Here is a 13,654-nt window from a genome sequence, read left to right on the forward strand (position 1 = left end):
GCGGCCAGGGCGCCGGCCAGGCCGCCCAGCACGCGGCGGCGCGCCGTCACGGCGCCGCGCGGCGCCTCGGGCGATGCATCCTGCATTCGTTTCCTCCCAGGCAGGCCCATGCAGGCCTGCGTTGCAAGCGGATGGCCGGCCAGCCATCCCGTCCCGGACCCGGGCAGGGGATGCCGGCCAGGTCCCGGCCGCCCCGGTCACCCGGCGCGGCCAGCCGCAGCGTTGCACGGCCGGCCCCGTGGGTCAGTCGCAATTCCGTGCGCCGGGCTTCGACCCATGGCCCATTCCGTGCCGGGCGGCGCGCGCGCTAGCCTCCGCCGTCCAGGGAAGGGAGGGCGGCCATGATCATGGTCAGCGTGCTGTACCCGCAGGATGGCGGGACCAAATTCGACGAGGCCTACTACATGCAGAAGCACATCCCGCTCGTGAAGGAGCGCTGGAGCGGCATGGGGCTGCAGGACCTGAAGGTGCTGAAGGGCGTGCCCGGGCCGGATGGCAGTGCGGCGCCCTATCGCATCATGGCGATGCTGACCTGGGAGTCGGCCGAGGCCTTCGGCAAGGGCGCCAAGGCGCATGGGCCGGAGCTGTTCGGCGACGTGCCGAATTTCACCGACATCAAGCCCGCTGTGCAGATCAGCGAGCTGCTGGGATGAGGCAGGCGGGCCCCGGGCGCGTGCCCGGGACCCGCGCCGGGCCTCACGCCAGGGTGGTCAGGTCCTGGAACCAGTGCTGCGCGGGCACGTAGCCGCGCACGTTGCGCGACACCGCCTTCGGGTTGGTGTCGTGCACCACGAAGACCCACAGCGCCTCGTTCACCACCTTCTCGTGCACGCGGCGCATGATCGCATCCTGTTCCGCCGCATCGAAGCTGGAGGTCGCCGCATTCAGCATCCGGTCCATCTCCGCATCGCGGTAATGGCCGTAATTCACGCCGACCGGGTTGATCTGGCCGGAATGGAAGAAGCGGATGAAGGCATAGAGCGGATCGCTGGTGAGGTAGGCGACGTTGTTGGCGGTGATGCCGCCGCTGCGCGACAGCTCCCCGGCCGCGCCCTGGCGCCAGGCGGTGTAGAGCACCTCCAGCTCCACCACCTGGAACTCCACCTGGATCCCGACCTCCCGCCAGGCGGCCTGGATGTACTCGTTCATCGGCATGGACAGCATCTGGCCCGAGCCGCCGGTCGGCACGATGAAGCGCGTGCGCAGCGGATTGCTGCGGGAGAAGCCGGCGTCCTGCACCAGGCGCCGCGCCGCATCCACATCCGTGCGGATCTTGAACTCCGGATTGCCGAACCAGGGCGAGGTCGGGTCGACCACGCCCGCCGCCGGCTTCGCCAGCCCGTTCAGCAGCGCCACCACCTCGTCGCGGTTGATCGCCAGGTTGGCGGCGCGCCGCAGCCGCAGGTCCCGCCAGGGCGAGCCTTCCAGCAGGGAGAGATGGTAGTTCCAGACATGCGGCGTGACGTTCTGGATGATGCGCGCGCCGGATTGCTGCAGGCGCGGCAGCAAATCGGGCGCCGGGCTTTCGATGATGTCGAGCTGGCCGGTGAGCAGCGCATTGGTGCGCGTCGTCGTCTCGGGCGCCACGACCAGCACGATGCGATCGGCCTTTGGCAGCCGCGCCGGGTTCCAGTACTCGGCATTCCGCACCAGCTCCGCCCGTTCCCGCGGGACCAGCCGCGCGAGGCGGAAGGGCCCGGTGCCCGAGGGTTCCTGCGCGAAGCGGTCCCAGGACCGCCCCAGCTTCTCGAACTGCGCCGGGGAGGAGATGAGGAACCACAGCATCTGGTAGGGGAAGAAGCTGTCCACCGCGCGGGTGGTCACCTCCACCGTCATGGCGTCGACCTTGCGCCAGCTGGCGACGGAAGGCAGGCGCGGCCGGACCTGCGCGGCCTGTCGGTTGTCGAAATGCGGCGCCTGGTTGTTCAGCACTTTCTCGAAATTCCAGATCACCGCATCGGCGTCGAAGGCCGAGCCGTCATGGAATTTCACGCCCTGCCGCAGGCGGAACACCCATTTGCGGCGGTCGGCCGGGTCGCTTTCCCAGCTGGTCGCCAGGCCGGGCACGAGCTTCCCGGGCCGGTCGGCCACGTCCATCTCCCAGGCGACCAGCGGGTCGTACAGGGTGTGGCCGGTGAACTGGTAGGCGCCGGCGCCGCGATCCGGCTGGCCGGTGGTCTGCGGGATGTCGGCCATGGAGATGCCGTAGCGCAGCACGCGTTCGGATTGCGCGGCGGCCGTACCGATTGCCCAGGGTTCAGGCAATCCGGGCGTGGCAGCAAGGCCGGTGGCGCCCAACAGGGCGCGGCGGGTGAAGGACATGGCGGTCTCCCGGGCTGGGTTGTGCCGCCGCGCATGGCAATCCGCGTGCCGGCGGGGCGATGGGCGCGGATCCTGCGGGCTCGACACCGTCGGCGCACCCCAGTCGCATGCCGGCGGCAGCATGGCCGCGGGCAGGAAGCGCCGTCGACACAGGCGAAGGCATGGGACGTGCCTGCGCCTGCGCCTGCGCCTGCGCCTGCGCCTGCGCCCGCGCGACCGGCGCGGCCGGTTGATCCGTGCGCTACGCCGCTTCCGGCAGCGCGCCCGCGCGCAGCCCGAAGGCCTCCGCCAGCAGCCGGTAGCTGCGCTGCCGCGCCGCCGGGTCGTGGCAGGGCGTCAGCACCGCCACCTCCTGCGCGCCATGCGCCGCCGCCAGCGCCTCCAGCCGCGTCTTCACCTGCTCCGGCGCACCGACGATCGCCCTGGCGCGGATCCGGTCGAGATGCGCCCGCTCTTCCGGTGCATAGGGATAGGCCTCGGCCTCCTCGACGCTCGGCAGCGGCGGGAAGCGGCCGGTGTCGCGGAACAGCCGCCACAGCTCGCGCGACCGGTAGAGCCGCCAGGCCTCCGCCTCCGTCTCCGCGGTCAGGGCGAAGACGCCGAGCGCGGCATGCGGCGCCGCCAGCCGCCCGGGCCGGCCCGGCTGCGGCCGGAAGCCGTCGCGGTACAGCGCCATGACCTGCTCGCTCCCCTGTTCCCCGATGAAATGCGCGAAGCAGTAGGGCAGGCCGAAATAGGCCGCGACCTGCGCGCCGTAGTCGCTGGACCCCAGGATCCAGACCTCCGGCCGCGTCGGCACCAGCGGGTTGGCGGCGACGCTGCGGAAGGGGTGGCCTTCCGGCAGCCCGTCGCCCAGCCAGCCCAGCAGATCCATGACTTGGTTGGGGAAGCGATCCGCGGCCTCCTTCGCATTCGGGTTCAGCGCGAAGGCGGTGCGGCCGTCGCTGCCCGGCGCGCGGCCGAGGCCGAGATCGATGCGCCCCGGCGCGATCGCCTCGGCGACCTTGAACTGCTCGGCGACCTTCAGGGCGGAATAGTGCGGCAGCATGACGCCGGCGGTGCCGACGCGGATGCGCCGCGTGGTGGCGGCGATGGCGGCCACCAGCATCTCGGGCGCCGAGCCGGCATGGGCGCCGCTGTTGTGGTGCTCCGCCAGCCAGTAGCGGCCATAGCCCCAGTCATCCGCCAGGCGGGCCAGGGCGAGGGTCTCCCGGATCGCCTCGTCCGCGCCGCGGCCGGAGGCGATGGTGGACTGGTCGAGGATGGAAAGCCCGAGCGTCATGCCGCGACTCTATCGCGGCCCGGGCCGGCGTGAAGGGGGCGCGTGCCGGCAGGCGTCCACCCTGCGGGCCCGGCCGCCGCCCTGCCCAGGGTGCCGCTCCGCGGCGCGGGGCGCGCGCCCGTCCGCGCCCGGCTCTACTCGGCGGGTGCCGCCGCCGGCACCCGCGCCTCCTTCTTCCGCCCCAGCCCGTCCAGCGCCAGGTAGACCACCGGCGTGGTGTAGAGCGTCAGCACCTGCGCCAGCAGCAGCCCGCCGATCAGCGCGATGCCCAGCGGCTGGCGCAGCTCCGCCCCCGGCCCGGTGGACAGTGCCAGCGGCACGGCGCCGAACACCGCCGCCAGCGTCGTCATCAGGATGGGGCGGAAGCGTTCGCGGCAGGCTTCCAGGATCGCCTCCAGCCCGCCGCGGCCGCCATTGCGCTCATGCTCCAGCGCGAAATCCACCATCATGATGGCGTTCTTCTTCACGATGCCCATCAGCAGGATCACCGCGATCAGCGCGATGACGCTGAAGGGTGTCTTCGTCGCCAGCAGCGCCAGCAGGGCGCCGATGCCGGCCGTGGGCAGGGTGGAGAGGATGGTCAGCGGGTGCCAGACATGCTCGTAGAGGATGCCGAGCACGATGTAGATGACGATGATCGAGGCCAGGATCAGCAGGGGCTGGCCGCGGGTGAAGGACTGGAAGGCGCGGGCATTGCCGGCGAACTCGGTCCGCATCGTGTCGGGCAGGCCCACCTCCATCGACGCCCGCTCCACCGCGGCAGTCGCCTCGCTCAGCGCGACGCCGGGCGAGAGGTTGAAGGTGATGGTCGAGGCCGGCAGCTGCGACTGCTTGGTGACGAACAGCGGTGCCGCGCCGCGTTCCATGCGGACGAGCGCGGAAAGCGGCACCTGCACGCCGCCCGACCCGCTCAGCCAGATGTCGTCCACCTGTTCCGGGTATTGCTGCAGTCCCGGCTCCAGCTCCAGCACCACCCGGTACTGGTTGCGCGAGCGGTAGATGACCGAGACCTGGCGCTGCGAGAAGCTGCTGTTGAGCGCCGAGGTGATGGCGGCGACGCTGACGCCGGTACGCGCTGCCGCCTCGCGGTCGATCACCAGCCGCGCGACCGGGCCGGCATTCTGCTGGTCCGAGTTCACGTCCTGGATCTGCGGCAGGGTGCGCAGCTTCTCGACCAGGATGTTCGACCAGGTCTGCAGGTCGCCGATCTCGGGCGAGAGCAGGACGAACTGGATGGAGGCATTGCCCGCGCGGCCGCCGATGCCGATGTCCTGCACCGCGCGCATGAAGGTCTGCACGCCCGCCACGGCGCCGAGCGGCCGCCGCAGCCGGTTGATCACGTCCTCCGCGGACACGCCCGGGCGGTCCTTCAGCGGCTTGAGGGACAGGAACACGCGGCCCTGGCTGACCGAGGCATTGCCGTTGCCCGCCCCGATGGCCGAGGCGACGCTGGCCACCGCCGGGTCCTTGCGGATCACCTCCAGCACCCGGTCCTGCAGCTGCAGCATCCGCTGGTAGGAGGTGTCGGGCGCCGCCCGCGTGGTGGCGATGATCAGCCCGGTGTCCTGGTCCGGGAAGAAGCTCTTCGGGATGATCATGTAGAGCCAGACGGTGACGCCGATCAGCCCCAGCGTCGGGATCAGCGCCACCCGCCGCCAGCGCAGCACCGGCCGCAGCGTCCAGAGATAGCCATTGGTCAGCGCCGCCATCCCGCGGTCCACCGCGCGGCCGAAGCGGCCGGGCGGCGGCGGTGCGCGCCGCGTCATGCGCGCCGCCATCATCGGCGTGAGGGTCAGCGAGACGACGCCCGAGATGCCGACGGCCAGCGCCAGCACCACCGAGAATTCGCGGAACATCCGCCCGATCAGCCCGCCCATGAACAGCAGCGGGATGAAGACCGCGATGAGCGAGACGGTGATGGAGACGACGGTGAAGCCGATCTGCCGCGCGCCCTCGATGGCGGCGTCCATGGCCCCCATGCCGCGCTCCCGCAGCCGGGTCATGTTCTCGATCATGACGATGGCGTCGTCCACGACGAAGCCGACCGAGATGGTCAGCGCCATGAGCGAGAGGTTGTCGAGCGAGTAGCCCAGCAGCCACATGACGGCGAGGGTGCCGAGCAGGGACAGCGGCACGGCCGCGGCGGTGGCGGAGATGGCGGAGACGCGGCGGAGGAAGACCGCCACCACCATGATGACCAGGGCGATGGCGACCAGCAGGGTGTGCTCCACCTCCGCCACGCTGGCGCGGATGGTCTCGGTCCGGTCGCGGATGGTGCGGATCTCGACGCCGCCGGGCAGCCAGCGCTCGAGCTGCGGCATCAGCTCGCGGATGCCGTTCACCACGTCGATGACGTTGGCGTCCGCCTGCTTGAAGATCGTCATCATGACGGCCGGCTGCCCGTCCACCGAGCCGCCCTGGCGCCGGTCCCGCGCATCCAGCTTCACCCGGGCGATGGAGGACAGGCGGACCACGGCGCCGTTCTGCGACCGGACGATGATGTCGCCGAACTGCCGCGGGGTGGTCAGGCGGTCGTTCACATGGATCGCCGCCATCTGGTCGGTGCCGTCCACCAGGCCGGTGGCCTGGGTGACGTTGTTCTGGCTGATCGCCTGGCGGATCTGCTCCATGCTGACCCCGGCCGCCTTGGCCGCGGCCGGGTCGACCGCCACGCGGATGGCCGGCTGCTCCGCCCCCTGGATGGAGACGGAGGAGACGCCCGGGACCTGCGCGATGCGCGGGGAGACGATGCTGTCCGCCGCGTCGTAGACCGCGCCGGGGGAGGCGGTGGCCGAGGTCATGGCCATGATCAGCACCGGCGCGTCGCCCGGATTGACCCGCCGGACATAGGGCGGGTTGGGCAGCGGCGGCAGGTCGGTGCCGGCGGCGTTGATCGCCTGCTCCACATCCCGCGCCGCGTCGTCGATCTTCCGGTCGAGGTCGAATTGCAGGACGATGAAATAGGCGCCGAGGGTGGAGTAGGACGTCATCTCCGTGATGCCGGAGATGGCGCCGAGCCGGCGCTCGAGCGGCCCGACCACCGCGGCGGCCGTCGTCTCGGGGTCCGCGCCCGGCAGCCCGCCGCCGACGAAGATGGTCGGGATGTCGGTGCGCGGCAGCGGCGCGATGGGCAGGTGGAAATAGGCGACGATGCCGGCCAGCGCGATGCCCAGCGCCAGCAGCGCCGTGCCGATCGGCCGCAGGATGAAGGGCGTGCTGATCGACACACTATTCGGCCGGCACCGGCACGCGCGGCCGCCGGGCGCGCTGGAAGCGTTCCCGCAGCCGCTCCAGCCCCAGATAGATCACCGGCGTGGTGTAGAGCGTGATCACCTGGCTCAGCAGCAGCCCGCCCACCACCGAGACGCCGAGCGGGTTGCGCAGCTCGGACCCCGTGCCGCTTTCCAGCATCAGCGGCAGGGCGCCCAGCAGGGCGGCCAGCGTCGTCATCATGATGGGGCGGAAGCGCAGCAGGCAGGCTTCCTCGATCGCCTCCCGCGGCGTGCGGCCATGGTCGCGCTGCGCCTCCAGCGCGAAGTCGATCATCATGATGGCGTTCTTCTTGACGATGCCCATCAGCAGGATGATGCCGATGAGCCCCACCACCGACAGGTCCATCCCGAAGATCCGCAGCGCCAGCAGCGCGCCGATGCCGGCGGAAGGCAGGGTCGAGAGGATGGTGATCGGGTGGATCACGCTCTCGTACAGCACGCCCAGCACGATGTAGATGACGATGACCGCGGCCAGGATCAGCCAGGGCTCGCCGCGCAGGCTGCGCTGGAACTCCGCCGCGTCGCCGGCGAAGCTGCCGTCGATGGTCTCGGGCAGGCCGATCTCCGCCTCGGCGGCGCGGATGGCCGCGACGGCCTGGCTGAGCGAGGTGCCCGGCGCCAGGTCGAAGCCCAAGGTCACCGCCGGGAATTGGCTCTGCTTCGTCACCGTCAGCGGCCCGGCGGCACGGCCGATGGCGGCGATCTCGGACAGCGGCACCTGCGGCGTCCCGGCGGGGGAGGAGACCGGCGTGCCCTGCGCCGTCGCTGCCTGGCCGGCGGTGGCCGGCACGCGCAGCATGCCGATCATCTGCGGGTCGTCGCGCAGGGCCGGGGAGGCTTCCAGCACCACCCGGTACTGGTTGGACTGGGTGTAGATGGTGCTGATCTGGCGCTGGCCGAAGGCGTTGTAGAGGATGTCGTCCACCGCCTGCATGGTGACGCCGAGGCGGCCGGCCTTGTCGCGGTCCACCTCCACCGTCACGCGCAGCCCGCCCTCCCGCTGGTCGGAGGAGACGTCGCGCAGGATCGCCATCTCCCGCATGCGCCGTTCCAGCACCGGCGCCCAGCGGGACAGTTCGACGGGGTCCGGGTCCATCAGCGTGTACTGGTAGGCGGTGGCGCCCGGCCTTGCGCCGATCTGGATGTCCTGCACCGGCTGCATGTGCACCGTGACACCCGCCAGCGCGTCCAGCCGCGGCTGCAGCCGGGCGATGACGGCGGCGGCATTCGCCTCCCGCGCCTCCCGCGCCTCCCGCGGCTTCAGGATGGCGGTGATCCGGCCGGTGTTCTGCGCCGCGTTGACCACATTGGCGCCGACCACGGAGGTCACAGCGACGACGTCCGGGTCCTGCCGGATCGCCTCCGCCACCCGCTGCTGCAGCGCCGACATGCGGGCGAAGGAGGCGTCCTCCGGCCCCTCCACCAGCGCCACCACCAGCCCGGTATCCTGGCTGGGCAGGAAGCCCTTCGGCATCACCATGTACAGCCAGACCGTGCCGGCGAGCGTCAGCGCCGCGACCAGCAGCATCAGCCCTTCCCGCTTCAGGGCCCAACGCAGGCTGCGGCCATAGGCGTCGCGCATCCCGTCCAGCACGCGCTCCGTCGCCCGCGCCAGCCTGCCCTCCTCCTCCGGCCGGGCATGCCGCAGCAGGCGGCCGCACATCATGGGCGTCAGCGTCAGCGAGACGACCATGGAGACCACCACGCAGATGGTCAGCACCAGCGCGAATTCCTGGAACAGCCGGCCGACCACGCCGGGCATGAACAGCAGCGGGATGAACACCGCGACCAGCGACAGGGTCAGCGAGACCACGGTGAAGCCGATCTGCGCCGCGCCCTCATAGGCCGCCTGCAGCGGCCGCTTCCCCTCCTCGATCAGCCGGACGATGTTCTCGATCATGACGATGACGTCGTCCACCACGAAGCCGGTGGCGATGGTCAGCGCCATGAGCGAGAGGTTGTCGAGCGAGAAGCCGCACAGCGCCATGACGGCGAAGGTGCCGATGATGGACAGCGGCAGGGCGATGCCGGGGATGATGGTGGCCCGCGCGCTGCGCAGGAAGACGAAGATCACCGCCACCACCAGCACCACCGCCAGGCCCAGCGTGAACTGGACGTCGTGGACCGAGGCGCGGATGGTCGCCGTCCGGTCGGCGACGATGGACAGCGTCGCCCCCGGCGGCAGCGCCCGCTCCAGCAGGTCGAGCTGGGCGCGGACATCCTCGACGGTGCGGACGATGTTGGCGCCGGGCTGGCGCTGGACGTCGATCAGCACCGCCGCCTTGCCGTCGAAGACCGCGCCGTTCAGCGTGTTCTCCAGGTCCTGCGTCACGTCGGCGACGTCCGAGATCCGCACCGGCGCGCCATTCCGCCAGGTGATGATGAGGCGCGCGAAATCCTCCGGGCTGCGGAGCTGGTCGTTCGCCATGACCGTGCTGGCCTGGCGCGGCCCGTCCACCACCCCCTTCGGCGTGTTGACGTTGCCGGCGGCGACCGCGGTCCGCACATCCTCGAGCGAGAGGCCATAGGCCGCCAGCCGCACCGGGTCCGCCTGCACGCGCACCGCCGGCCGCATGGTGCCCTGCACCAGCACGCGGCCGACGCCGCTCACCTGCGCCAGGCGCTGCGCCAGCAGCGTGTCGGCCGCGTCCGACAGGCGCCAGATCGGCAGCGTCTCGCTGGTCAGCGCCAGGGTGATGATCGGCGGGTCGGCCGGGTTCACCTTCGAATAGGTCGGCGGATAGGGCAAGTTGCCGGGGAGCGTGCCGCGGGCGGCGTTGATCGCGCCCTGCACGTCCTGCGCCGCGTCGTCGATGTCCCGCCCCAGGTTGAACTGCAGCGTGATGCGCGACGTGCCCGGCCCGCTGGTCGAGACGATGTCGTTCAGCCCTGCGATCTGCGCCAGCTGCCGTTCAAGGGATGCGGTGACCAGCAGCGCCACCGTCTCGGGCGAGGCGCCGGGCAGCGTCGTCGTCACCTCGATGGTCGGGAAGTCCACCTCCGGCAGGGCGGACACCGGCAGGCGCATATAGCCGAAGACGCCGGCCAGGAAGACCGCGACGGCCAGCAGGGTGGTGGCAATGGGCCGGGCGATGAAGGGGGCGGAGACGCCGCCGAACCGCGTCGAAGGTCCCGGTGCCGGCCCGCCCGCGCCACCCGCGCCGCCATCCGCCGGGCTCACGGGCTGGCATCCGCGGCCTGGCGCGGTCGCAGCCGCCGCTCGCCGGGGGCCGGGCCGGGGGCGGGCGCGCCTTCCTCCTGCGGGATCACCGCCGCCCCGGGCGACAGCCGCAGCGCGCCGGAGGTCACCACCCGCTCCCCGGGCGCGATGCCCCGCCGCACCACGGCATCGGCGACCGTGAGGGCGCCGAGCGTCACCGGCCGCTGCTCCACCGTCCGGTCGGGCTTCAGCACATAGGCGAAGGGCCCTTCCGGCCCGCGCTGCACCGCGACCAGCGGCACCGTGGTCACGCCCGGCAGCCGGTCCACCTCCAGCCGCACATTCACGAAGGCGCCGGGCCAGAGCCGCATGTCGTCATTCGGGAAGGATGCCTTCAGGCGGATGGTGCCGGTCTGCGCATCCACGGCGTTGTCGAGGGTGAGCAGCTCCCCCTCCGCCCGCGGCGGCTCCCGCCCCTGCACGTCGCCCTGGCGGACCACCTGGACCAGCACCTTGCCGCGCGCCAGCGCATCCTGCACCCGCGGCAGCTCCTGCTGCGGCAGGGTGAAGACCACGGCGATGGGCTGCAGCTGGGACACGGTGACGATGCCGGTGGCGTCGCCGGCGCGGACGATGTTGCCCTGGTCCACCAGCCGCAGGCCCACCCGGCCGTCCAGCGGCGACCGGATGGTGGTGAAGGACAGCTGGGTGCGGGCGGCGTCGATCGCGCCCTGGTCGGCCTGCACCTGCGCCTCGAACTGCGCCACCTGGGCGCGCTGGGTGTCCTGCTGCTGGCGGGACACGCCTTCGTTCCGGGCCAGCTGCGTGTAGCGCTGCAGGTCGAGCCGGGCATTGGCCAGCAGCGCCTCGTCCTGCGCCTTCTTCGCCACCGCCTGGTCCAGCGCCGCCTGGTAGGGCCGCGGGTCGATGCGGGCCAGCACGTCGCCGCGCTTGACCATCTGCCCCTCGGTGAAGGCGACCTCGATCAGCTGCCCGTCCACCTGGGCGCGGACGGTGATGGTGTTGAAGGCCTGCACCGTGCCGATCGCATCCAGCCGGATCGGCAGGTCCTGCCGCTGCGCCGCGGCGATGGTCACCGGCACCGGCCCGCCGCGGCCCGGCCGGCCGCCGCGGGCGCCGGGGCCCTCCGCCTGCTCGGCAGCGGGCGTCTGGCGGCCCTGCCACCAGATCCAGCCGCCATAGCCGGCGCCGCCGAGCAGCCCGAGGACGATGAGGGTCAGGAGCAGGCGGCGCATGGGCAGGGGAGGGACCTTCGGGCTGTGCTCATTAGATACGCTCCGGCGGGGCGTTTCCCACCGGCCGCATGGGTGACGAAGCGTGTCGCGCCCGGCACGGGACCCTTGAGGCGGGCGCTGTCCTCCTCAAACACCACCCGCCAGGCCAGGGGCGTGGCCTGGACCGGCCTGGGTCTTCGCCGCGGGCGCTCTGCCCGCGGCGGCGGAGGGCGCGGGCGGAGGCGGCGCCGCCGCCCGTCACGCCGTCCCCCAGCCGCCGCCCAGCGCCCGGAACAGCCCGACCGCCGCCTGCAGCCGGGCCAAGCGGGCCTGCGCCAGGGTGGTGCGGGCGGAGAACAGGGTCTGCTGGGTGTTCAACAGGGTGATCAGGTCGATGGTGCCGGCCCGCAGCTGCGCCTCGCTGATCGCATAGCTGCGCTCGGCCATCCGCACCGCATTGGCCTGCAGCGCCTCCTGCTCGGTGGTCTGGCGCAGCGCGACCAGGGCATTCTCGGTGTCCACCAGGGCGTTCAGGATGGCGAAGCGGTAGTTGTAGACCAGCTCCTCCGCCTGCGCCTCCCGCAGCTGGACCTGGCCGCGCAGGGCGCCGCCCCGGAAGATCGGTTGCGCCACCCCGGCCGCCAGGTTGAAGATGATGGATTCCGGCCGCAGCAGCGTCTCCAGCGCCAGGCTGGTCCAGCCGCCGGTGCCGGTCAGGGTGACGCTGGGCAGCAATTGCGCCCGGGCGTTGACGATGTCGGCGTTGGCCGAGGCAAGCCCGGCCTCGGCGTTCAGCACGTCCGGCCGCCGGACCAGCACCTCGGCGGGTAGGCCCGGCGCCACGGGCGGGATGGCCAGGCGGCTGAAGGTGCCGCCGGCCAGCCGGATGGACTGGGGCGGGCGGCCGATCAGCGTGCCGAGCGAGTTGCGGTTGGTGTCCACCTCCTGCTGCAGGGGCGGAATCAGCGCTTCCTGCTGCGCCGCAACCGCTTCCTGCTGCGCCAGTTCCAGGCCGGTGCCGGTGCCGACCGTGACGCGGTCGCGGATCACCCGCAGCACGCGCCGGGCGATCTCCAGGTTCTGTTGCTGGATCAGCAGCCTCTCCTGCGCGCCGAGCATGGCGAAATAGGTGTTGGCGACCGAGGCCTGGGTGGTCAGCGTCACGGTGCCGACATCGAAGCGGTTGGCGAAGGCGGCCTGCTCCGCCGCCTCGGCCGCGGCGCGGTTCTTGCCCCAGAAGTCGATCTCGTAGCTGGCGGACAGCGTCAGCCGGTCGGCGGCCGTGACCCGCACCCGCCGGCTGCGGGCGCCGGTGATGCTGGCGACGTTCACGCTGCCGGTCTGCTGCCGGGTCGCCTGGGCATTCAGGTCCACCGTCGGCAGCAGCGCCGCGCCGGTGATCCGCAGCTGGGCATCCGCCTGCCGCACCCGGGCGACGGCGCGGGCGATGTCGGTATTCGCCGCCATCGCGTCCGCCATCAGCCCGTCCAGCTCGGCGGACCCGAAGCCGCGCCACCATTGCGGGTCCGGCCATTGCGCGGCGCCGGACGCGGCGTCGAAGCCGCCGGGCAGGGCGAGGCCGGAGGAGGTGGCGGGCGGCGTCAGCCACGCGCAGCCGGGCAGGAGGGCGGCGGCGCCGAGCAGCGCCGCGCGCCGGCCGATGGATCCGGCCATGCGCTAGCGCCTGGCCTCGCGCCGCGCCGCGGCGATCTGCTGCCGCCCGGCCGGGGAGACGACGGCCATCGCCTTCACCAGCGCCCCGGTGAAGGCCAGGTTGAACTCCGCCCAGCGGGCGGACCAGGCATCCAGCGCCGTGCGCAGCGCGTCGGGATCGAAGGGCTCACGCCCCATGGCCTCGTCCACCATCCGGTTGGCGGCGCGGAAGGCGGCAAGCTCGGCGGCATAGCTCTCCCGCTCGCGCTCCAGCACCTGGCGGAAGGCCGGGCGGTCCTCGGCCGGCAGGGTGTGCTCGATGCGGGAGACCATGCGGTCGAAGCCGCGGCCGCGCGGCTCCACAGGCTGCGGCCGGGTCCAGAGCAGGGCGCCGAGGGCGACGTTCAGCACGAGGGAGGCACCCAGCGCCGCGCCCAGCAGGGCGCGGCCGGACGGCAAGCCAGGGGGCAGTCGGATCAGAGCGGGTCCTCCGCGATCGGCAGGGTGTTCAGCGGCCCCAGCGGGTCGCCGGCCTGGGCCGGGGGCGCCGGCGCGAAGGCGAACCACAGGGCAAGGGTGGCGATGGCGGCCAGCGCCCCCCAGCCGGCCGGCGCGGCGGGGCGCAATGCCTCCAGCACCCGGTCCCGGAGGCCGGGCGGCGCCGGCAGCGGGCTGCGGGCGATCTCCCGCGCCACCGCGTGGCGCAGCCGGGCCACGGCGGCGGGGGAGG

Annotated in this window: 9 protein-coding genes; 1 reads left to right on the plus strand and 8 read right to left on the minus strand. The window is 72.4% G+C overall.

Going from position 1 to position 13,654, the window contains the following annotated elements; genetic code table 11:
• Positions 1-341: 341 nt before the first annotated feature.
• Positions 342-653: an EthD family reductase gene (locus tag E2C05_RS21455; protein ID WP_133221695.1), complete on the plus strand. Its 312-nt coding sequence runs from the start codon at positions 342-344 to the stop codon at positions 651-653.
• Between the two features lie 43 nt (positions 654-696).
• Here E2C05_RS21455 and E2C05_RS21460 read toward each other — a convergent pair whose 3' ends face one another.
• The 8 genes from E2C05_RS21460 to E2C05_RS33250 form a co-directional block, all read right to left on the minus strand.
• Complete coding sequence (locus tag E2C05_RS21460) at positions 697-2,322, minus strand: ABC transporter substrate-binding protein (protein WP_133221696.1); 1,626 nt, start codon at positions 2,320-2,322, stop codon at positions 697-699.
• 241 nt (positions 2,323-2,563) lie between these two features.
• Positions 2,564-3,604, minus strand: a complete 1,041-nt coding sequence (locus E2C05_RS21465; RefSeq protein ID WP_133221697.1) for an LLM class flavin-dependent oxidoreductase — start codon at positions 3,602-3,604, stop codon at positions 2,564-2,566.
• Between the two features lie 134 nt (positions 3,605-3,738).
• Complete coding sequence (locus E2C05_RS21470; RefSeq protein ID WP_133221698.1) at positions 3,739-6,831, minus strand: efflux RND transporter permease subunit; 3,093 nt, start codon at positions 6,829-6,831, stop codon at positions 3,739-3,741.
• Position 6,832: 1 nt separating this feature from the next.
• Positions 6,833-10,057 (minus strand): efflux RND transporter permease subunit, encoded by a 3,225-nt coding sequence (locus E2C05_RS21475; protein ID WP_133221699.1) that lies wholly within the window; start codon positions 10,055-10,057, stop codon positions 6,833-6,835.
• A complete protein-coding gene (locus tag E2C05_RS21480; RefSeq protein WP_133221700.1) occupies positions 10,054-11,292 on the minus strand; it encodes an efflux RND transporter periplasmic adaptor subunit in 1,239 nt (412 codons plus the stop codon). The genes E2C05_RS21475 and E2C05_RS21480 overlap by 4 nt, the downstream gene beginning before the upstream one ends.
• Positions 11,293-11,529: 237 nt before the next feature.
• Positions 11,530-12,945, minus strand: coding sequence for an efflux transporter outer membrane subunit (locus E2C05_RS21485; protein WP_133221701.1), 1,416 nt, complete (start codon positions 12,943-12,945; stop codon positions 11,530-11,532).
• Between the two features lie 3 nt (positions 12,946-12,948).
• Complete coding sequence (locus E2C05_RS33245; RefSeq protein ID WP_158292279.1) at positions 12,949-13,383, minus strand: periplasmic heavy metal sensor; 435 nt, start codon at positions 13,381-13,383, stop codon at positions 12,949-12,951.
• Between the two features lie 17 nt (positions 13,384-13,400).
• Positions 13,401-13,654 (minus strand): hypothetical protein (locus tag E2C05_RS33250; RefSeq protein WP_205082942.1); only part of this gene is annotated, 254 nt, incomplete at its 5' end.

This window comes from Paracraurococcus ruber, assembly GCF_004353985.1.
GTDB lineage: Bacteria > Pseudomonadota > Alphaproteobacteria > Acetobacterales > Acetobacteraceae > Paracraurococcus > Paracraurococcus ruber.